General features: G+C 35.8%; 17 protein-coding genes. 4 read left to right on the top strand and 13 right to left on the bottom strand.

Annotated features, from left to right (window positions below):
- Nucleotides 1-19: 19 nt before the first annotated feature.
- Nucleotides 20-2,437, bottom strand: coding sequence for a PBP1A family penicillin-binding protein (locus VMW81_01905; GenBank protein ID HUU49697.1), 2,418 nt, complete (start codon nucleotides 2,435-2,437; stop codon nucleotides 20-22).
- A 228-nt stretch (nucleotides 2,438-2,665) separates the two neighbouring features.
- Between VMW81_01905 and VMW81_01900 the strand changes: the two genes are divergently transcribed.
- Nucleotides 2,666-3,958, top strand: coding sequence for a replication-associated recombination protein A (locus tag VMW81_01900; GenBank protein ID HUU49696.1), 1,293 nt, complete (start codon nucleotides 2,666-2,668; stop codon nucleotides 3,956-3,958).
- On the opposite strand, the gene VMW81_01895 is transcribed toward VMW81_01900, so the two are convergent.
- The 6 genes from VMW81_01895 to VMW81_01870 all read right to left on the bottom strand — a co-directional run bounded on the left by VMW81_01895 (nucleotide 3,951) and on the right by VMW81_01870 (nucleotide 8,634).
- Nucleotides 3,951-4,616 (bottom strand): uracil-DNA glycosylase, encoded by a 666-nt coding sequence (locus VMW81_01895; GenBank protein ID HUU49695.1) that lies wholly within the window; start codon nucleotides 4,614-4,616, stop codon nucleotides 3,951-3,953. The two genes, VMW81_01900 and VMW81_01895, sit on opposite strands and share 8 nt — an antisense overlap.
- 9 nt (nucleotides 4,617-4,625) lie before the next feature.
- Entirely contained in the window at nucleotides 4,626-5,831 is a 1,206-nt protein-coding gene (coaBC, locus tag VMW81_01890; protein HUU49694.1) for a bifunctional phosphopantothenoylcysteine decarboxylase/phosphopantothenate--cysteine ligase CoaBC, read from the bottom strand.
- A 13-nt stretch (nucleotides 5,832-5,844) separates the two neighbouring features.
- Entirely contained in the window at nucleotides 5,845-6,450 is a 606-nt protein-coding gene (gene gmk / locus VMW81_01885) for a guanylate kinase (GenBank protein ID HUU49693.1), read from the bottom strand.
- Nucleotides 6,451-6,503: 53 nt separating this feature from the next.
- Nucleotides 6,504-7,382, bottom strand: a complete 879-nt coding sequence (locus VMW81_01880; protein ID HUU49692.1) for a YicC/YloC family endoribonuclease — start codon at nucleotides 7,380-7,382, stop codon at nucleotides 6,504-6,506.
- A gap of 238 nt (nucleotides 7,383-7,620) precedes the next feature.
- Nucleotides 7,621-8,076 carry an SH3 domain-containing protein gene (locus tag VMW81_01875; GenBank protein ID HUU49691.1) on the bottom strand — a complete coding sequence of 152 codons (456 nt, stop codon included), beginning with the start codon at nucleotides 8,074-8,076 and terminating at the stop codon, nucleotides 7,621-7,623.
- Nucleotides 8,077-8,304: 228 nt separating this feature from the next.
- The gene (locus VMW81_01870; GenBank protein ID HUU49690.1) at nucleotides 8,305-8,634 is read right to left on the bottom strand and encodes a hypothetical protein; all 330 of its coding nucleotides are present in this window, start codon (nucleotides 8,632-8,634) and stop codon (nucleotides 8,305-8,307) included.
- 307 nt (nucleotides 8,635-8,941) lie between these two features.
- Between VMW81_01870 and VMW81_01865 the strand changes: the two genes are divergently transcribed.
- Together VMW81_01865 and VMW81_01860 are read left to right on the top strand one after the other, a co-directional pair.
- Nucleotides 8,942-9,727 (top strand): 4Fe-4S binding protein, encoded by a 786-nt coding sequence (locus VMW81_01865; GenBank protein ID HUU49689.1) that lies wholly within the window; start codon nucleotides 8,942-8,944, stop codon nucleotides 9,725-9,727.
- 241 nt (nucleotides 9,728-9,968) lie between these two features.
- On the top strand, nucleotides 9,969-12,593 hold the full coding sequence (locus VMW81_01860) for a PEP/pyruvate-binding domain-containing protein (GenBank protein ID HUU49688.1): 2,625 nt from the start codon (nucleotides 9,969-9,971) through the stop codon (nucleotides 12,591-12,593).
- A 161-nt stretch (nucleotides 12,594-12,754) separates the two neighbouring features.
- On the opposite strand, the gene VMW81_01855 is transcribed toward VMW81_01860, so the two are convergent.
- Complete coding sequence (locus VMW81_01855; GenBank protein ID HUU49687.1) at nucleotides 12,755-14,002, bottom strand: Glu/Leu/Phe/Val dehydrogenase; 1,248 nt, start codon at nucleotides 14,000-14,002, stop codon at nucleotides 12,755-12,757.
- Nucleotides 14,003-14,261: 259 nt separating this feature from the next.
- Here VMW81_01855 and VMW81_01850 point away from each other — a divergent pair, with 259 nt between their 5' ends.
- Nucleotides 14,262-15,266, top strand: coding sequence for an NrpR regulatory domain-containing protein (locus VMW81_01850; protein HUU49686.1), 1,005 nt, complete (start codon nucleotides 14,262-14,264; stop codon nucleotides 15,264-15,266).
- A 48-nt stretch (nucleotides 15,267-15,314) separates the two neighbouring features.
- Here VMW81_01850 and VMW81_01845 read toward each other — a convergent pair whose 3' ends face one another.
- The 5 genes from VMW81_01845 to VMW81_01825 all read right to left on the bottom strand — a co-directional run bounded on the left by VMW81_01845 (nucleotide 15,315) and on the right by VMW81_01825 (nucleotide 20,225).
- Nucleotides 15,315-15,485, bottom strand: a complete 171-nt coding sequence (locus VMW81_01845; protein HUU49685.1) for a hypothetical protein — start codon at nucleotides 15,483-15,485, stop codon at nucleotides 15,315-15,317.
- An 86-nt stretch (nucleotides 15,486-15,571) separates the two neighbouring features.
- The gene (locus VMW81_01840) at nucleotides 15,572-16,672 is read right to left on the bottom strand and encodes an aminopeptidase (protein ID HUU49684.1); all 1,101 of its coding nucleotides are present in this window, start codon (nucleotides 16,670-16,672) and stop codon (nucleotides 15,572-15,574) included.
- A gap of 82 nt (nucleotides 16,673-16,754) precedes the next feature.
- Complete coding sequence (locus VMW81_01835) at nucleotides 16,755-17,387, bottom strand: RNA-binding domain-containing protein (protein ID HUU49683.1); 633 nt, start codon at nucleotides 17,385-17,387, stop codon at nucleotides 16,755-16,757.
- A gap of 8 nt (nucleotides 17,388-17,395) precedes the next feature.
- Nucleotides 17,396-19,570, bottom strand: a complete 2,175-nt coding sequence (locus VMW81_01830; GenBank protein ID HUU49682.1) for a LysM peptidoglycan-binding domain-containing protein — start codon at nucleotides 19,568-19,570, stop codon at nucleotides 17,396-17,398.
- Nucleotides 19,571-19,580: 10 nt separating this feature from the next.
- Nucleotides 19,581-20,225: a hypothetical protein gene (locus tag VMW81_01825; GenBank protein ID HUU49681.1), complete on the bottom strand. Its 645-nt coding sequence runs from the start codon at nucleotides 20,223-20,225 to the stop codon at nucleotides 19,581-19,583.
- Nucleotides 20,226-20,443: the final 218 nt, after the last annotated feature.

The raw sequence follows: 20,443 nt of genomic DNA, 5'->3' as shown, positions 1-20,443 counted from the left end.
GAGATTTTTCAGTCCTTTACTATTCGCTTTCTAAATCGAGTTTAAAAAAATCCTTAGATGAAAACTCCTTACGTGTGTATTCCTTTGGTTCTGTTCCTTTTAAAAAGGGTTGAAAAACAGCATTTTTAATATCCGGTGTGGCCAACAAGCCGTTTTGGGGATCGATTTTTGCGAAGATAACATTCGATGGAACTGAATAATTCCTAATAGGTTCATTCTGCAAAATCATCTTCATAAAGTTTACCCAAATAGGCGCAGCCACTCTTGAACCTGTCTCATTCTTACCTAAGGTCTTCTCTCTATCAAAACCTACCCATACACCGGCAACCACTGTTGGGGTGTATCCGATAAACCAGCCATCAATATAGTTATTGGTCGTTCCCGTTTTAGCGGCCACCGGTCTACCTAATGCTTTTGCCTTCCAACCCGTACCCATTTTAACAACATCCTGAAGAAGACTTGTGGTAATATAAGCCACCTCTTCGGAAATCGCCCTTTTGGTAACCGGCTTATTTTCTTCTATGATATTATCTGTCGAATCCTTCACCATTCTTATGAAAATAGGTTCTGCCCTCATACCGTGATTTGCAAATACTCCGTAAACTGAGGTCAGTTCCAAAAGGGAGACGCTCGAAGAACCCAACGCTAAAGACAGGTCATGATTTAAAGGACTCATTATCCCTAATCTTCTCGCGTAAGATATGATGCTATTCACACCCAGCTTTTTAAAAAGCTTAATGGTTACCACATTTCTGGAATGTATTAAGGCGGTGTGAAGGGTCGTGGGACCGTAAAATTTCTCTTCGAAGTTTGATGGCTTCCATTTCTCATCATCTTTTTTTTCTTCATCAAAGATAACTGGAGAATCTATAATAACATTAGCGGTTGTATAACCCTTCTCAAATGCGGCTGAATAGATTATAGGTTTAAAGGCAGACCCCGCCTGTCTTAAAGCCTGTGTTGCCCTATTAAACTGGCTTTTTGTATAATCGTAACCACCGACCATTGCCTTAATATAACCTGTTTGAGGATCAACGCAAACCAAGGCACCTTGAACCAATGGTTCCTGCTCTAATGAAAGTACTGTTTCTCCAACCCCTGAATCAATTTTTTTTATCTCAACATCGATGATATCACCTGTCTTGAGGGCTTCCTCGGGAGACTTTATTTGGCGATTTAACGCATCAACCTCTGGGTCAGGACGTCTAGCCCAAAGCATATCTTTTAAAAAAATAACACCTCTACCACTGTGAAAATCGATAAAAACCCTATCATGATCTACTCCAACAACAACCCCTTTTACTCGCTCACCACTTCTCAAAGGAAGCTCGTGTTTCTCTTTAGCTATTAAATTATATACTTGATCCCAATCAATTTGATTTTTATCTTTTAAATCTATGTGGGCTAAAGGACCTCGATAGCCTATTCTCTTATCTACATCCTCCAAACCCTTACGTAAGGATTTCTGGGCTTCTTTTTGGAAATCAAGATTTAAAGTCGTATAGACTTTCAAGCCCCCTCTATACAATCTCTTGCCTCCGTACATCCTTCCAAGATATCTTCTTATATGCTCAACAAAATAGGGTGCTTGTTCATCTCCTTTGCTTAAACCCGTTAGTTCAAAGGGAGCTTTTAAAGCCTCTTTTGCACTTCTAACAGTTACAAACCCCTCTTCTGCCATTCTTTTTAGAACATGCTCTCTGCGATCCCTAGCTTTTTTCAAGCTTACATATGGAGAGTATATATTTGGTGCTCTGGCCAAACCTGCAATTAATGCCGCTTCTGCTAAATCAAGATCTTCTACATTTTTCCCAAAATAGGTCTTCGCTGCAGCCCCGACACCATAGGCCCCATGGCCAAAATATATTTGATTAAGATAGAGCTCTAAAATCTCTTGTTTAGAAAAATATCTTTCCAGCCTATAAGCTAATATGGCTTCTTTTAACTTCCTCTTAAGGGTCTTTTGGGGAGTTAAAAACATGGATCTGGCTAATTGTTGAGTTATGGTGCTTCCCCCTTCAACAACCTCTCCAGCCTTTATGTTTGATATGAGAGCCCTTAATATTCCATAAATATCTATACCTATGTGTTGATAAAAACGGGCATCCTCAACTGCCAATGTGGCTTGCTTCAAAAAAGAAGGAATTCTTTCAAGAGGAACCAGTATCCTCTTCTCAATAAAAAATTCCTTTATAACCTCATCATTATCTGAGTATATCTTAGTAATTAAACTGGGTGTATATGTCTTTAACTGCCTTACATCGGGAAGATCTTTTGATAGGAAATAATAAGCGGAAAGACCAGATCCCAAAAAAAAGAAAAGAGCCACAAAGAAAAGTACAAAAAGAGATCTCAGCCCACTCTTTTTCTTCCCTCTCTTTGTGAGATAGTAACTCTTTGGAAGCTTGAAAGTAAATTTATCTTTCTTCTTTTTCATATTTGAAAAACTTCGTGCTTTTTTATTGTATAGATAATAATATATTTACAAAAATATTTCAAGGAAGGAGAAATATAAGGGTGGCTCTAAGAATTTAAGAAAAAGTAAGATTGGTCCAAATCCTTCTACAATAATAGTATTTTGTTTGACAAATATTCTTGATAAAAATATGATTAAATTTCAAATCTCAATTTTATAAAACTACAAACCTTAAAAACCTTATTCATAATGGATAACAGACCATTAGCTGACAGAATGAGGCCTTCTACTCTCGATGAGTTCATTGGCCAAGAACATATCTTGGGAAAAGGCAAGGTTTTAAGAAGGGCTATCGAAAGTGATGAATTTCCCTCTCTTATCCTCTGGGGTCCTCCTGGAAGTGGCAAAACCACCCTAGCTTATATAATATCACATATGAGAAGGCAAAATTTTATCTCCTTCAGTGCAGTAACCTCAGGAATTAAAGAAATCAAAGATGTGTTCAAGGATATCAAAGATAACCTGAGTCTTTTTCATAAAAAAACCATCATATTTATAGATGAATTTCATAGATTTAATAAGGCCCAGCAGGATGCCTTTCTCCCTTATGTGGAAAAAGGAATAATCTTGCTGATTGGATCTACAACTCAAAATCCCTCATTTGAGATCATTTCCCCCCTTCTCTCAAGATGTCAAATCTTTATCCTCGAAGCATTAACAGTAGAAGAGATAGAATTGATCCTCAATAATGCAATCAATGACAAGGAAAGAGGGTTTGGAAAATTCAAAATCGAAATTAAAAGAGAAACGATAAGATATTTAGCCACCATTTCTAATGGTGATGCTAGGATTGCATTAAATAACCTTGAGTTATTATTCTCTATCGCACCAATTGATGCTAAAGGAATCAAGCGTATTACCAGAGAATTCGCTATAGAAAACATTCAGAAAAAACATCTCCTCTATGATAAATCCGGAGAAGAGCATTATAATCTTATCTCAGCTCTCCATAAGAGTATGAGGGGGAGTGACCCTGATGCTGCTTTGTATTGGTTGGGCAGAATGTTAGAAGGAGGAGAAGACCCTCTCTATATAGCGAGGAGAATAATAAGGTTTGCCTCTGAAGATGTAGGAAATGCAGACCCACAGGCTTTGGAGATATCTGTTGCGGCAATGCAAGCCGTGCATTTTATAGGACAGCCTGAAGGCGATCTCGCTTTAGCTCAAGCCGTGATATATCTTTCTCTAGCCCCCAAAAGTAATGCAGTATATAAGGCATATTCTGATATAAAAAAAGATATCAAAAAAACAATCTCTTCACCTGTGCCGAAACATTTAAGAAATGCCCCTACATCCCTAATGAAAAAAATAGGGTATGGCAGGGGTTACAAATATCCCCATAATTTTCCCGAGAGTTTTGTGTCTCAAGATTATCTTCCAAAAAATTTAAAAAATAAACGATACTACTTCCCTACAGATAACGGCTATGAAAAGGAGATAAAAAAGAGGCTTGAGGAATGGATAAAAAAAAGAGCTAAATAATCAATTGGTTGTATTCTTTTTGAACCAACTGGATATCTTCCCACGCCTCTCTTTTTTTTAAGGGATATCTTAAAAGATACGCTGGATGATATGTTGGTATGAGTTTGATATTTCCGTATAGATGAAAACGCCCCCTGAGAGTGGAAATGGGGTCATTCGTCTTGAGAAGGGCCTGTGCAGCAAAAGTCCCCAGGGCACAGATAATCTTTGGTTTGATAATCCTTAGCTGTCTTAAAAGATAAGGTTCACACGATTGAATTTCATCCTCATTTGGATTTCTATTCTCAGGAGGTCGACATTTTACTATATTAGCAATATAGACATCTTCTCTCTTTAAATCAATTGCCTCAATAATCTTCGTTAGCAACTGACCAGCCTTGCCAACAAAGGGCTTACCTTGAATGTCCTCGTCCCTGCCAGGAGCCTCACCTATAAATACTAACCTAGCATCCTCCCTGCCTTCTCCAGGAACAGCCTTTTTTCTGTTCTGATGAAGGCGACATTTCGTGCACTTTAAAACTTCCTTTTTAATTATTTTTAACGAGTCAGAAAAATAACTTTTCTTAGATGAAATCTCAAAAAGTTCTATTCCTGATAACTTTTGATACTCTAAAAAAAGCTTTATATCGCTAATGAGCTCTCTTATCTCTTCTTTCACAATGAAGTATTATCTCTCCTTATCCTGAATTATCTTAATGGTACTATCTAATATCTCTTTGGCAAGGAGTTCTTTTGTCATCACAGGAAGGTCTTTTATCTCTCCATCCCTAAAGATAAGAAAAGCCTTATTCAAATCACTTTGAAATCCAATATCTTTCTTGCTAACATCATTGGCAACAACCAGGTCAAGATTCTTTCTTTTTATTTTCTCCTTCGCATTCTTTATGATATTCTCTGTCTCTGCAGCAAATCCTATTAAAATCTTATTACCCTTTTTGGAACCCATCTCCTCTAATATGTCGGGAGTCCTCTCTAGCTCTAATACGATATTCTCGCTTTCCTTTTTTATCTTATGAGATACACTTTTTTTAGGTCTAAAATCAGATACCGCTGAAGCCTTTATGACAATATCAGCGTTATTAAAATTATCCATTGCTTCTTTCCTCATCTCTTCTGCCGTTCTTATGGATATAAGGTCAATATCATGAGGCTTCATGAGATGAGTTGGACCACTTATCAAGATCACCTCCGCTCCTCTCCTCTTAGCCTCTTTAGCTAAGGCATAACCCATCTTTCCTGAGGATAAGTTCGTTAGGAATCTTACGCTATCCATCGGTTCCTGAGTAGGTCCTGCTGTTATCATGACTTTCTTATTAAGAAGATCCTGTTTTCTTTTTAAAACATCTTCTACCTTTTTTATAATTGTTTCTTCATCTGCGAGACGCCCCCATCCAACTGTATCACAGGCGAGTTCACCATATCCTGGATCAATAATTTCGATGCCATTAGCTCTCAACTTATCGATATTATGCCTAACTGTTTTATTCGCATACATCTTCTCATTCATTGCCGGAGCTATTATTATAGGTCTATCAATACTTAGAAAAAGGGTAGAGAGAAAATCATCTGCAATCCCATTTGCAAATTTTCCTATGATATTGGCAGTAGCTGGTGCTACGAGGAGAAGGTCTAGCTCTTCTGGTAGAGATATATGCTCTATTTCTTCTTTATAGTCCAGAGAAAACATATCGCAGATTACAGGATTTTTTGAAAGGGTTTGGAGAGTTAAGGGTGTGATAAATTCTTTCGCGTTTTTTGTCATAACAACTTTTACCCTTGCCCCTAACTTTATCAATCCTCTAATTATTTCAGCTGATTTATAGGCAGCGATACCTCCTGTAACACCTAAAACTATCAGTTTTTCTTTAATCATTTATTTCCCTTTTTTAAAAGAAATCTGAAGGAAATATGAATCTGCGGGTCTTTAATCTCTCTGCAATGATAATAGATTTCAATTGGTGAGTGGCATCATCCAAATCTCTATTCACCAAGATATAATCATACTTATCATAAAAGGAGAGTTCTTTATCAGCATCTATCATACGTTTTAATATCTCTCCCTCAGAATCTGAAGCCCTTTCTTTTAAACGTGCGCGGAGAGTCCCTAATGATGGAGGTAAAATAAAAATAAAGATAGCATCTCTATCCTTTAATTGTTTTCTTAGTTGCTCAGATCCTTGAACATCGATATCCAATATAAGGTCAATGCCTTTATCAATATTCTCTTTTATTATCTTTATAGAGGTCCCATAATAATTGTTATGAACCTTTGCCCACTCAATAAATTCACCTCTTTTAATCTTCTTTTGAAATTCCTTCTCGGATATAAAATAGTAGTCTATTTTATCCCTTTCTCGAGGCCGTGGCATTCTAGTAGTATAAGACACAGAATGTTTCAAACCTTCAATCTCTTCCACAGCCCTTTTACAAAGGGTGGTTTTTCCTGAACCTGATGGTGCTGAAAGAATAAAAAATACCCCCTTTTTAGCCATTTCTGAACCCTTTCTCATTATAAAAATTGTCTTGATTCCCTAATAAGTCTTTCCTATTCAACGTTTTGAATCTGTTCCCTGACCTTTTCGAGTTCACTCTTAATCTCTATTACTAAATTTGAAATCAATAAATCGCTAACTTTAGAACTAAGAGTATTTACCTCCCTATTTATCTCCTGTATTAAAAAATCCAGTTTCCTTCCAATGAGCTCTTCCGTTTTAATCAAATTAAGAAACTGATCGAGATGATTGTCAGTTCTTATAACCTCTTCTGTTACATCACTTTTATCTGCCATTATTGCCACTTCTTGTGAAAATCTATTTTCATCGATGTCTAATTCGTTTAAAAGACTTTTGATTCTCTCTCTTAATTTTGCGCAATATTTATCCATGATTTCTGGCAGTCTTTGTTTTAATCGGTCCAGATATTTCTTGATTAATTGAATTCTTTTAATAGTATCTCTATAAATGGCCTTCCCCTCTTTTATTCTCATATCCTCTAAAGATTTCATGGCCTTTTTTATGGCATTTTCTATTAAGTTCCAGATTTTTCCCTCATCCTGTTTCCTCTCTTCTATCTTCCAGATATCCTTTAATCTCAATATAGTCTGTAAATCCAAATCACCTTTTATATTAAATCTCTTTTTAATCTTACTTAAAGCATGAATATACTCTTCAGTAAGTCTATAATCGATATCCAGCTTAATAAAAGATTTATCAAAAAAATCTATTGTTATAAAAATATCAAAATGTCCCCTTGAAAATCTTTCTTTAATCAATTTTTTTACAGAATTCTCGAATATATTGAACTGTTTCGGCATACGAACAGAGATATCACAGTATCTATGATTTCCTGAATTAATCTCAACAGTACAGTGACCAATCTTATTCTTATATTCTCCTCTTCCATATCCTGTCATACTCTTTATCAAATTTTCTATCCCCTTTCTTGTAACATACTTAAATATAATAACTTACATTATAGAATTTTATCTGTTTTGTCAAATAAAATATCCCCAAATACTTTAAAAATAAGAATCTTTTTGATCCGGGGCTTTTGATAAAAGAAGATTTTATTATTACAATCGTTTTAAAAAAAGGAATAAATAGTAAAGATTAAATGATTTGAAATTTCTATTTCGAGGTCAAGGTAGAATTTAAAGATAAGACCTATTCAACAGATAAGCCCCATACACTATCTTTATAAATCCAGCCACTATCTCCTTCAGAATCAACTACTTTTAACCACCTATCTTTCTGCTCTATAACTTTAAAAGGATACCCTTTTTCTACTCTCCAGAGAACATCAAAAGAACTCCCTGGTTTTGATCTTATCTCTGCGTTTTTCTTTATTATGATTACAGCCTTCTCTTCTCTCACTAAAGTTTCGTATACCCAACCTATATCACCTTCAAAATCTCTTACTATATACCATTTTTTATACTTACATAACACCTCGAAAGGAGTATATTTTACTGCAGACCATAAAATCTCATATTGTGTGCCCGGTCCAGATCTGATATTTGCCTTCTCTTTATCCACCATAATCATCTTGGCATAAACGATAGACTGATCTAAGAACACAATCAGTATAAAGAAAACAAAGAATATTATAACTTTTTTCATATTCCTTAACCTGATTAAAAGATTCTTAACGAAATAAAAATATTGATTAATAAGGGTTTAGAAAGTTTACACTGTGTTAAATACAGGGGAGTAGATTGAGACAGAATTCGATTCTGTTAGCCTTAACACGAAATCTATCTTAACACACGCACTCCTATAGATATTAAAAAAAGTCATCAGAATTCTTATTTTATAGTGTTTTTTAAGTAAACCCCTTTCTAATAAATTTTACTTTATTTCAGCATCCACATATTTCTTCTGGACTATTTTTAGATGGGGCATAGCTAATCCTGAAAAATATTTAGCCCTCTCAAAATTTGGCCCTTTTCCTTTCTTATATGCCTTCTTTGCCTGTAAAGCATATTTTTCGCCTAGGGTGTAATTATAGACATCATAGGCCTTGGTATCAGAATACTTACAAAATACATATATAGACCACATCTCATTGAATGCTTCCTTGGCAACATCTTCTCCACTCATAACAGTGGATGTAAAAATGAAAGAAAAAGCTACCACGGAGAAAAGAAGAACCATAAATAATCTTCTTATTTGGTTCACCTCCTTTTCCTTATTAAAAAAGATTAATAAAGATAACTTACTAAATTTAAACTGATCAATTGAAATAGATAATCCAGATGGAATACCTTAAGATTTTCGAATAGAAAAAACATAACATTTTAAAAATGAAATATTATTTTCTAACAAAAGAAGAATCCTGTCAATGTTCTTTTGCGAATTATTATTTTTTAAAAAAATATCCCCATTTGACTTAAGTCAATGTCGTTTTGTTATTGAGCTTATATATTTACCTTAGAAATTAAAAATAAAAGTTTTTAAGCAAAATAAATGATAAGGAGAAAGAGATATGATAACAAAGCAGAAGAGAAAGATTATAAAGATAGATGAAGAAAAGTGCGATGGATGTGGCAATTGTGTGGTCTCTTGTGCCGAGGGTGCTATTAAGATTATCGATGGCAAGGCAAGGCTTATAAGCGAGAAGTATTGTGATGGATTGGGCGCATGTCTTGGAGAATGCCCCAGAGGTGCTATTACCTTAGAAGAGAAACAAGCAGAGGAGTTTGATGAAAAGGCAGTGAAGATACACCTAGAAAAAAAGAAGAGAGGAAAAACGAAAAAGCCCTCTCATCCACAATTTTCTGGCTGTCCTTCCAGCAGGATTATGGAGTTTGCAAGACCAAAGATTGAGGATAATGGAAAAAAGGATAGAGAGACAACACCATCAATGTTAACCCAATGGCCCATAAAGATTGCTTTGGTCCCTCCTGGTGCCCCTTTTCTTGAAAATGCAGATCTGCTCCTTGCAGCAGATTGTGCCCCTTTTGCATTTGCCGGCTTTCACAGGGATTTTATAAAGGATAAAGCAGTCATTATTGGGTGTCCCAAGCTGGATGATCCTGAGTTTTACAAGGAAAAAATCACTATGCTTCTTAAGTCTTCTAATATAAAGAGCTTGACAGTAGTCCACATGGAAGTTCCTTGTTGTCATGCTCTATACTATATTGCCAAACAGGCAATTGAAGACTCTGGCAAAGATATTCCTCTTAAGAAATGGGTCATAGGGATTAGGGGAGATAAAAGAGAAGAGGAAAGTAACCCGATAAAAAGAGGAGCCTGCAACCATGATCATTGAAAACAGCTTTAAAATCCTTAACTATTTTCATCACAATATTTAGTCAGATTTCTTAAGACTCCACCGACTGCGTTTGAGATTCAAAATATCGAGGATAATCTTCTTAATTCCTAAAATCATTTTAATAGACGACCCCTTCCCAATACTTTAATTGACTAGAGTAAAAGAAGGCTATACCTTTACTTTTTTTTATAATATATAATATAATAAACAAATAATCTTTTTCAAAAAAAGTTAAAAAATGGATGAGAGGGAATCAAAAACAATACCTAGTGGTTTAAAGCCTCTGGATGAAGTCATACAAGGATTGCGTCTGGGTGATAATGTAGTCTGGCAGGTTGATAATTTAGAAGACTATCTGTATTTTACAGAGCCATTCTTGAACCAAGCAATACTCAATGGTTATAAATGTGTCTATATGAGATTTGCCCCTCACGAGCCAATTCTTAAGCCTCGAAGTGGTCTTGAGATAATCAATGTTGATCCAAAACCTGGGTTTGATTTTTTTAGCGGTGAAGTGCATAAAATAATCAAAGAACGAGGTCGGGAAGTATTTTATATATTTGATAACTTATCTGCTCTTGTGGTTGAATGGGCTACAGACGAGTTATTAGCAAACTTTTTCCAGGTAACCTGTCCTTATCTTTTTGAGCTTGATACAGTAACATATTTTGCACTTACGCGAGGTCAGCACTCTCATAGTGCAGTTGCAAGGATAAGAGATACAACGCAGGTATTAATAGATATTTGCAAAGTAAAGGACAAAAGATATCTCCATCCGTTGAAGGTTTGGGATCGGTATTCCTCGCAAATGTTTTTACCTCATGTTATTTCAGAAAAAGTTTGGTCCCCCATATTTAGCAGCGGTGATGCAGCTGAGGTGACTACAATTGCTCATAAAAAACCACTTGATCCTGATATTCATTCTATTGCTCCATGGCAAAGCGTATATAGAAAATTGATTCAATATTGTGAAACTGGTAAGCAATTACCTGAAGAATCACCAGAAATTGCCACTTTAAAGAAAGAATTTTCGAGGATGATGGTAGGAAACCATCCGGAATTCAACCGACTTGTTGATCAATATTTTACATTAGATGACCTCTTTAATATTCGTGATCGACTTATTGGTTCTGGGCGTATCGGAGGCAAGGCTGCCGGGATGTTGCTAGCAAGGCGCATCCTTTCAGATGATAAACGCAAAAGAGGTCTTGCCGAGGTAATGGAAGATCATGACTCTTTCTATATTGGATCTGACGTTTTTTTCACTTTCCTAGTAAATAACGACCTGTTCCGACTGCGATTACAGTTGTCGAGTAAGCCCCGGTTTTCACATGAAGAATTTAAGGAGGTTGAACAGCGTTTCCTTGCAGGAAAATTTCCATCAGAAATAGTCGAGCAGTTTCGCAACATGCTCGATTATTTTGGACAGGCACCGATTATCGTAAGGTCCAGTAGTTTGCTGGAAGATAGTTTTGGAAACGCATTTGCCGGTAAGTATCGAAGTGAATTTTGTGCCAACCAAGGTAATCCACACGATAGATTAGAGGTTTTTTTACGTGCAGTAAAACTTGTCTTTGCAAGTGCATTGAACCCGGATGCTCTCTCATATAGACGCAAACGAGGCCTGGGAGAAAGTGATGAACAGATGGCAATTCTGGTCCAACGCGTTTCAGGTGTGCCTTACAAAAACTTTTTCTTTCCGACTCTTGCAGGTGTAGCACTATCTCGAAACTTATACGTCTGGACAGACCGTATTGATTCTAAAAAGGGACTTATTCGTTTAGTCTTTGGCTTGGGTACACGAGCAGTGGATCGAGTGGGAGGCGATTATCCAAGGATGATTCCCGTTAGCAATCCAAAATTGAGACCTGAGTCTGGTATGAAAATCGTGAAGTATTCACAGCACGAGATAGACCTTATCGACTTGAAGTCAAATAAATTTATGACTCGATCTGTTACTGACACACTTGCCGATTTGGACTATCCCAATCTTTACCTGCTTGTTTCTGTAACCAAAGAAGGTCACCCATATGATCCTATTACAAGCCACGTAGACGGTTCAGCGCAGAATCTTGTTTTCACTTTCAACAACCTTATCAACAAAACAGAATTTGTAAGTATTACTGGAGAAATGGTAACTGAATTAGAAAGGGTATATGGTCACCCTATAGAAACTGAATTTACTGCATCGCTGGGGAAAGACGGACGTTTGAAAGTTAATCTGCTTCAGTGCCGGCCTATGTCTATACCAGGAATATCAAGTCCAGTGATATTTCCAGATAACATACCCCAAGAAAATATCCTGTTCAAATCAAATAGATTTATCAGCAGTGGGGTGATTAGTCATATACGTTATATCATATATATCGATCCAAAAAGCTATGCTGCAATTGAAACGGTTGATAGGAAGAAATCTTTGGGACGTATCGTAGGAAATATCAACGCGCATCTGCGTACTGCAGAAGGTAAAGTAATGATGATGGGACCGGGGAGGTGGGGTAGCAGTAATATAGATCTGGGGGTCAATGTAAGCTATGCAGATATTGACAATGCTGCGGTTCTCGTAGAAGTAGCTCGCGAAGAAGCGGGACATGTACCAGAAGTCTCCTATGGAACTCATTTCTTTCAGGATCTGGTAGAAGCTCATATCATCTACCTCCCTATTTATCCTGATGACGAGAAAACCGAGTTTAATAAGAGTTTTTTTGAACGCTCTCCGAATATACTCAAAGAAATGTCAACCGATGCTTACAAATTTGAAAATGTGATACATGTGATCGATGTTTGCTCTGCAGCCAATGGTAGTTATGCAAAAGTTGTTGCCGAACCAAATACTCAGCGAGCTCTTTGTTTCTTAGAATAGAAATTAAAATCAAACGCTGCTTCTTTTTTTGACAAAATATTTGACCAACTGAAGGCAAAGTGCTTAAACACAAGCAAGGTTTATAATAAAGGAGGAGGGTTCTTTCTGACAAAATTATTTTATAATGGCTGGAAGTACTGTTAATCACAAATAATCTGAGACTATGCCCATCCCCGTAGTCTCACTGCTTCAGCTACGCGCTTAACAGCAACAATATATGCTGCCTGTCTCATATTAATTTTGTATTGTTCTGATGTCTCTAAGACGGTTCGGTATGCAGCTGTCATCTTATTGTTCAGACGCTTATGAACATCCTCTAATTCCCAGTAATACATATAAAAATTCTGGACCATCTCAAAGTAGGATACAGTTACACCACCGGCATTGCACAAGAAATCTGGTATAAGATGAACATTATTTTTATAAAGAATATCATCGGCCTCAGGAGTAGTAGGCCCGTTTGCAGCCTCGGCAACAATTTTGGCTTTAATATTTCCAGCATTCTTTTCTGTAATAACATTTTCCAATCCTGCTGGCCATAAAACGTCCACATTCAACTCAAGGATTTCTTCGTTTGATATAGCTTTTGTATTTCGATAACCAACAACAGAGCCCGTTTTATTTTTGTGTTCTTTGACCTCTTCAGAATCCAAGCCGTCTTCATTATAAATTCCACCCTTTGAGTCGCTTACAGCAACAATCTTACATCCAAAGAGAGATTCACCCAAGCTTGCAGCAAAATACCCGGCATTTCCATAGCCCTGTATTGCTACTGTTGCTCCTTTCAAATTTAGACCCAGTTCTTTGGCTGCTTCTCGAACAGTATACCACCCTCCTCTTGCAGTAGCATCATCACGCCCAGCAGACCCCCTTAATTCTAAAGGCTTACCAGTTATTACACCAAATTGATTCTTTTCAGAAAGCTTAGAGTATTCATCCATCATCCATGCCATGATCTGTGGAGTGGTATAGACATCAGGGGCAGGAATATCTTTGTCAGGTCCTATAATTCTTGCTATCTGGTCTATAAATCCCCGGCTTAAACGCTCCAATTCCCCTTCCGACATCTTCTTTGGGTCACAGATAATCCCCCCCTTTGCTCCTCCAAGGGGTATATTTACCAAGGCACATTTCCATGTCATCCAAGCAGCCAAGGCCCTGATTGTATCAATGGTTTCATCAGGATGGAATCTTAAGCCACCTTTTGTGGGTCCTCTTGCATCATTATACTGTACCCTAAATCCTCTAAACACCTTTATAGTTCCATCATCCATGCGAACAGGTATGGTAACATGAAGTTCTCTCATCGGTTCCCGAAGAAAGGCATGCATGCCGGGATCGAGATTAAGAATCTTTGCAGCTTCATCCAATTGTCTCTGGCTAATTTTAAAGAGATTAACTTCCGACATTATCAATCTCCTCTATTTTAAGAATTTATTTTTAAAAAAACGGTAAGAAATTGCCAGTAAATATATATTACATGAATTCGTTTTATGTCAAGAAATTTATTTGATTAAAGTTAATTTTTTCTATATCATTCAAGAAAAGAATATTTCTTTATAAATAATTAACGGCAATATTGCCTATATAATAGTTAACAAAATCAAAATTTTAGGTAATAAATACATTTATTACCATATCATCAAATAATATTTTGGGGTAAAAATTATGGATATTAGGATTGAGAGAAAAATTATTGCTATGCTAAGAGTCTTAAAGGATGCCAGAAGACCCCTTGGAAGCACCAAAATAGCTGAAAAGATAGAGAATTATGGAATCAATCTTAGCCAAAGAACCGTGAGATACTATCTCGCTATAACAGATAGACTTGGGCTTACAAGAAATCTTGGAAGGAGGGGACGAGAGATAACTCCTGCTGGAGAAGAAGAGCTAAAGAGTGCCTTGGTCATAGATAAGGTTGGATTGATTGCTTCAAAGATAGATACGATATCCTATAAATTGTCATTCTCACCAAAGACCCTGAGAGGTGACATCATCCTTAACATCTCCCTGATTGATAAAGAGGATTTTAAAAGATCTTTAAAATATATCCTCCCTGTCCTTGAAAAAAGGCTTGGAATGGGAGAATTTATTGTCTTCCAAGAACCAGAAAATCAATTAGGAGAATACTATGTTCCTCCTTTGAAGATGGCTATAGGAACAATCTGCAGTGTAACTATAAATGGAATACTGCTCAATTACGGAATACCTGTAAGATCAAGATTTGGAGGACTCCTTGAAATGAGGGATGGAGAGCCTCTTAGATTTACAGAGATAATCAGCTATGATGGTTCTTCACTTGATCCTCTTGAGATTTTTATTAAAGGAAATATGACAACCGTTAATAATGTTGTTTTGACAGGTAACGGACTCATCGGCGCAAGTTTTCGAGAAATTCCTGCTGTAAGTATCGCAGAAGTAAACAAGATAAGAAAAAAACTCGATCAAATTGGTCTTGGCGGTATTTTAATCATAGGAAAACCGGGCCAGAATCTCCTTGATATCTCTGTCCACGAAGGAAGGGCTGGAATGGTTGTTTTTGGTGGCTTAAATCCTCTTGCAGCAGTGGAAGAAAAGGGTATCAAGACTCAAAACCTCGCAATGGGCACCCTCTATGAATTCAAAAAAATGAAACATCTCTCCAGCATAAAAAAAGGAGAAACGGCTCCATAAAACCATTCCTCCTTTGAAAACTTCAGTTTTTATCCGAAATCAGAAGCATTACACCTTACGCCAGATATCGATATCACCGCAGTCTGAGCACTTTGGAAAAAATTCTCCTTCTTTTAAATCTACTTTTACCTTCTTACCCAGACTTTCATCACAGACATCACATTCATAAGTTCCTCTTTCAAGGACCTTATCTCCTACTTGATAAATTTTCTCTTCCATTTTAACTCTTCTCCTTTCTCAACACTGTTATATATAACTATCTTTCTAATAAAAATAATAATATCTGTTTTTAAAATTCCAAATCTTTACGAGGTACTTTTATTATCTTTTATCCATTTCTTAAGATATTTCATAGGATCACCCCTTTTAAACTCCTCCCCTTTAAAAAAATTAACTGTTCTTTTTAAATTATGGTTAAATATTTCAAAAACCGTATAATAATTTTCTAAATCAATAAGATATTGACTCAACGCAAGGATAAAAGCATTGTTTAATCTTGCCTTTCCATAGAACTTGATATAAGTTTCAGTTTTAAATCTTCCTTTTAGCCTCCTCAGTTCTTCTTTAGAATCCCTAAATATTCTTTCTCTACCCTTAAGCTTCTCCTCTTTAGAGATAACAAGGCTATAAAATTCCTCTAAATTTTTATAAACCCCTTTTAAAAATTTCGAAAAGAGGAGATCATCATGAATCATCTCTTTAGCCATTTTATAATCTTGTGCATCTTTGCCATACTTAAACTTCAAAAACTCCAGCGAACCCTGATTTCCAATAAAAGTTGCAACACCCTCATTAAACTCTGGATATTCCTTTAAATATATTGTGGCATGTACAAGCTCATGGATAGCAAAATTAATAAGCTCTGAATCGTCATATTTCATCATAGAAGACAATACAGGGTCTTTGAACCATCCCAGCGTACTGTAGGTCGCTACAGGTCTAAGATATGTATCTAAATCCATCTTTTTAAGTTTTTCTTTTTCTTTCAAGGCTTCTTCTAAATCAAAATAACCTTTATATAACATGGTCCCTAAAAAGGGAAATTTCCATTGATAAGGCTTAAGTTTATATTTCGATGATGCTGATACAACATAGCTAACAAATTCCCTGTTAATATCGGCGTAGGTTGTATAATTTTCTGTCTTTTCAAGGCCAAAATTCTCTTCACCAAATCTTTTTGCTTCAAGAATCAACCTTAATTTTCTTTTATGCTCAAAACTAATAGATTTACTTTCTAAGACTTCTTGAATGGGTTTTCTTTTATGAATGATTTCAAATTGATTATGAATAAGATGATGAAAATATCCTATGGTACAGCCAGAGAAAACAAAAATGACAAGGATATTTAACAAGAAGAAATATATTATTCTTCTTCTTCGTTTTCTGACGGTTTTAGGTTGAAGCATTTTATTCTCCTTACGCATAACGAGACTCAAATATAATAAAAGGAAATGATTAGGTCAATTAAAGAAACATTACTTGGGGTTTTTATTCAAAGGATAGGGTATAAAAGTTCTCTTTTTCCAGGGTATGAATTCTTAGAAGGCCTTTCTTGACCAGTTGAACGAGGATTCTTGAAGCTCTCCTTTTGGAAATATTAGTAAACTTTTTGAATTCTTTAAGGGTTATTTTCTCATTCTTTTTTAAATATTCTATTAATTTTTTTTCATTGCTATCAAGTTTTATCTTTTCCCTTTCATAGAGATATTCATCTTTCATGCTCCTTATGACATCTCGACTCGCTATCAGGTTTTTATCTCTTACTCTTATATAGATCCTCTCATCATCTGATTTAGTAATACATCGATATGGCTTATTCTTTCCCTCATCAATCTGAACAATCAATACCGATTTATTATTCAAAGAAGCTGTGTCTATCTTTAAATCAACAGGCGGAGAGCAATAAACCTTTGATGCGACCATTAAAGCCTCGTTTTCCTTTTTTATGGAGTCTACGCCAACCATTTGTCCTTTGTCATCAACGCCGATAAGGAGGTAGCCTCCTTTTGTATTTGAAAACGCAACGATTTCTTTTGCAATTCTTTTGGGAGAGGATATCTTTTGTTTAAACTCAACTGAAAAGCTCTCGCCTTTTTGAATTAAGTTAAAGATCTTATTCATACTTTTATCTAATCTTCTATAATATAAATCTTCAACTTATCTTTAGGTATGATTTTTTCCTTAGGGCTTAATCCATTATAGCTTAATAGGTGAGACAAATTTACATTATGTTTTTTGCTGATATCTGATAGGGTGTCTCCTTCTTTTACTTTGTAATAGATCAGTTTTGCATTTTTATCTGTATATATCTTTAATTGAGTCCCTGGATATATCCTTGCGTTGCTTAGATTATTCCACCGCATAATATCACGGTAGTGAACAATAAACATTTGGCCTATATCATAAAGGGAATTTCCCTTTTCAACCTCATAACGAATGAGATTTTTCCCTTTTTTGACTTTTTTGGCTATTTCTGTAGTAGAGGCTGGACTCCCCCTATAGATGGTTAATACCTGTCCAGGTTTTATTCGATGACCTGAAAGGTCGTTCCAATCCGCAATCAATTTATAATTGACATTAAACTTCTTCCCTATCTCCCAAAGAGAATCCCCTCTTCTTACCGTATATCTTAATTCTCCATTACCATTGACTTCCTTTTCCTTCTTATAATAAGACGCTATTTCCCCCCCTTTATATATGGTTAAAACCTGCCCTGTCCTTATTCTATAATTTGGCAGATTGTTCCACTTCGCAATCAATTTATAATTGACGCCAAATTTCTTCCCAATCTTTGAAAGTGAATCTCCACTCCTTACTCTGTATCTTATCTTCTCTTCATCATATTTTACTCTGTTCTGATACGAATCTGTGATATCCTTTAGGGCATAGCTTTTCCCATGAATTCTTGTAAGTTCTCTTTCTACGGCCTGTTTGGTTCCATAAGGAACAGCAAGAAGGAAATTTCGAACCCTTGAAGGGGTATATTTGCTGTTTCCATCCATGTCTGGATTTAACTTTCTAATAGTGTCTATTGAAACATTCGAGATTTTTGCTATTTTTTCTAAAGTAATCTGTCTGTTAAGAGTAACTGTTTCAAACTTAGTACCATCATTAGGATCAAAAAAACCAAACCTTTTGGGATTTTTCCCTATAATAGCAGAAGCAATGATTCGGGGAACGTAATCCTGGGTCTCTTTTCTTAAACAGTTTCTGATACTCCAGAAATTTCTTTGTTCGAAGGGATCATCAAGTCTCTTGAGACATCCTTGTATCCTCATCTCTCCTGCATTATAAGAAGCCATGGCCAGCATAAAGGATCTCGAACCAAAAATAGCAACAAGGTCTAAAAAATATTTTCTTGCTGCTAATGTGGATTTTATTGGATCATATCTTTCTTCAATATATCGATTACTTCTCAGTCCGTAAATCCTTCCCGTAGATCTTATAAACTGCCAGAGCCCTTTGGCCCTGGCCCGGCTTACAGCCAGAGGGTTGAATCCGCTTTCCACAAGTGCCATATAGGCCATATCCTCTGGCACCCTCTTTTGAGCAAATATAGTTTTGATCAAGGGGAGGTATTTTACAGACCTTCTCAGAGCCTTTTCAAAAAATTCTCTCTCATCTGTCTGATATGCGTTTATAAAATGTTTAACACTCGAAATAAATATATCAGGCACGACATACTCATCCTCTCCGAATTCAGCCATGAGGCGAACAATTTCATTTTTTATGTACTCGTCATCAGAAAGATCCGTAACATCCTTTTGAGCAGCCTCTGCTTTCTTTTGTTTTTCTATGTCTTCCATTAATTCTTCAATAACGATTGTCTCGTCCATTAGTCGAATCTTTTCTCTTGACTCTTCAATCTCTTTTTCTGCTAACCTTGGTTTATCTACTTTTTCTCCTCGTAGTCTTGAATAAATCTGAGACAACTTATATCTTTTGTATCTTTCAGGGAGACCTATTTCGAGAAGCTCCAGATCTTTGTGACCGGGAGGGAGGTCAGCTTTTGATAGAAGATTTAAGGCAAGATCAAATCTCTGCTTTGCTTCTTTATCATTTCCCTGTTCATAGAAATTTAATCCTTCGATAACATATTCCTGAGCCCTCTTTATCAACTCATGATTTGTATCTTGTGGTTTTTGGATGAAACTTAAGTCTCCTTTGCAACCAGATAGCAAGATCACAAATCCGAAAACAAAAACTAGTAACAGTATTCTATTTAGAGATAGCATATCCTTTTTCTTTCCATGTCTAAAAAAATTTGTTTCTAATCTCTTTAAAAATTTGCCCTTTTTTGCCATGATTCCCTATTTAATGCATAAACATTTTATCTGTTAACTGAGGATTTAGGATAATCTCTCTCACATTTGCAAAAATCTTCTTCGAACCACTAGCATAACTTACAGCTGAATAAGGATAAAAGATACCATCTATCTTTTTAAAATTTCCATATTCTTTTTCCAGCTCTGTAATTTCATTATCCAGATTTATGAAACCTTTGACTCTTTTTATTAAATAAGTCTTTGGATCTATATACAGAACAATTTTTTTATTTTTTCTATTGGATATTTCTAAAACCTCAAATATTTTGTCCCCTCTTTGTTTTAAACCTGAATAACTTACATCATTTTCGGGAGATAATAATTCAAGAGGGACATTTATTGTTCTGAAACTAAAAAGCATTACATCTAAAGGAGGGCCCTTTACCTCAACAAAATCTCCTCCAACACTCTTCCATCCTCTATCCTTATTTAATATCAAAACCTCATAAGAATCCTTGTATCTGATTTCTATCTTAAACCTGTCTGGATATTGTATGTAAATTCTGCTTGTTCCTCTTTTCTTTTTAAAGAGAGCGTTTACTTCCCCATCTATTATCATATTCTTTGTATTTCTTAAGTTATCCTCTCCACCGTAAGCCTTGAGTACATTTTTAACCAGTACTTCTTTACCCACCCCTTTTTGAAAAGAGATGCCGTTACACACAAAAAAAAACAAAAAAAGGGCCAGAAGAAAAGAAGACAATAATAATTTTTTATATTTACTAAACATTTTAATTTTTTGAATCATACACATTTATTGATTTCTTGTCAAAAAAAACATCCGTTCTTATTGTTAGCCAAGCATAGCGATTTTAGCCTCAAATGGTATTTAAATAAAATCAGAAATCATTC

Source organism: Nitrospinota bacterium, assembly GCA_035528715.1.
Lineage (GTDB): Bacteria > JADFOP01 > JADFOP01 > DATKYB01 > DATKYB01 > DATKYB01.
Note: the sequence above shows the minus strand (reverse complement) of the source record. Positions and strands in the feature narration are given on the sequence as shown.

What these genes read in the sequence shown, in the direction of transcription:
- VMW81_01905 (HUU49697.1), bottom strand. Translation starts at nt 2,437, where the DNA reads ATGAAAAAGAAGAAAGATAAATTTACTTTCAAGCTTCCAAAGAGTTAC.
- VMW81_01900 (HUU49696.1), top strand. Translation starts at nt 2,666, where the DNA reads ATGGATAACAGACCATTAGCTGACAGAATGAGGCCTTCTACTCTCGAT.
- coaBC (HUU49694.1), bottom strand. Translation starts at nt 5,831, where the DNA reads ATGATTAAAGAAAAACTGATAGTTTTAGGTGTTACAGGAGGTATCGCT.
- gmk (HUU49693.1), bottom strand. Translation starts at nt 6,450, where the DNA reads ATGGCTAAAAAGGGGGTATTTTTTATTCTTTCAGCACCATCAGGTTCA.
- VMW81_01875 (HUU49691.1), bottom strand. Translation starts at nt 8,076, where the DNA reads ATGAAAAAAGTTATAATATTCTTTGTTTTCTTTATACTGATTGTGTTC.
- VMW81_01865 (HUU49689.1), top strand. Translation starts at nt 8,942, where the DNA reads ATGATAACAAAGCAGAAGAGAAAGATTATAAAGATAGATGAAGAAAAG.
- VMW81_01860 (HUU49688.1), top strand. Translation starts at nt 9,969, where the DNA reads ATGGATGAGAGGGAATCAAAAACAATACCTAGTGGTTTAAAGCCTCTG.
- VMW81_01855 (HUU49687.1), bottom strand. Translation starts at nt 14,002, where the DNA reads ATGTCGGAAGTTAATCTCTTTAAAATTAGCCAGAGACAATTGGATGAA.
- VMW81_01850 (HUU49686.1), top strand. Translation starts at nt 14,262, where the DNA reads ATGGATATTAGGATTGAGAGAAAAATTATTGCTATGCTAAGAGTCTTA.
- VMW81_01845 (HUU49685.1), bottom strand. Translation starts at nt 15,485, where the DNA reads ATGGAAGAGAAAATTTATCAAGTAGGAGATAAGGTCCTTGAAAGAGGA.
- VMW81_01840 (HUU49684.1), bottom strand. Translation starts at nt 16,672, where the DNA reads ATGCTTCAACCTAAAACCGTCAGAAAACGAAGAAGAAGAATAATATAT.
- VMW81_01835 (HUU49683.1), bottom strand. Translation starts at nt 17,387, where the DNA reads ATGAATAAGATCTTTAACTTAATTCAAAAAGGCGAGAGCTTTTCAGTT.
- VMW81_01830 (HUU49682.1), bottom strand. Translation starts at nt 19,570, where the DNA reads ATGGCAAAAAAGGGCAAATTTTTAAAGAGATTAGAAACAAATTTTTTT.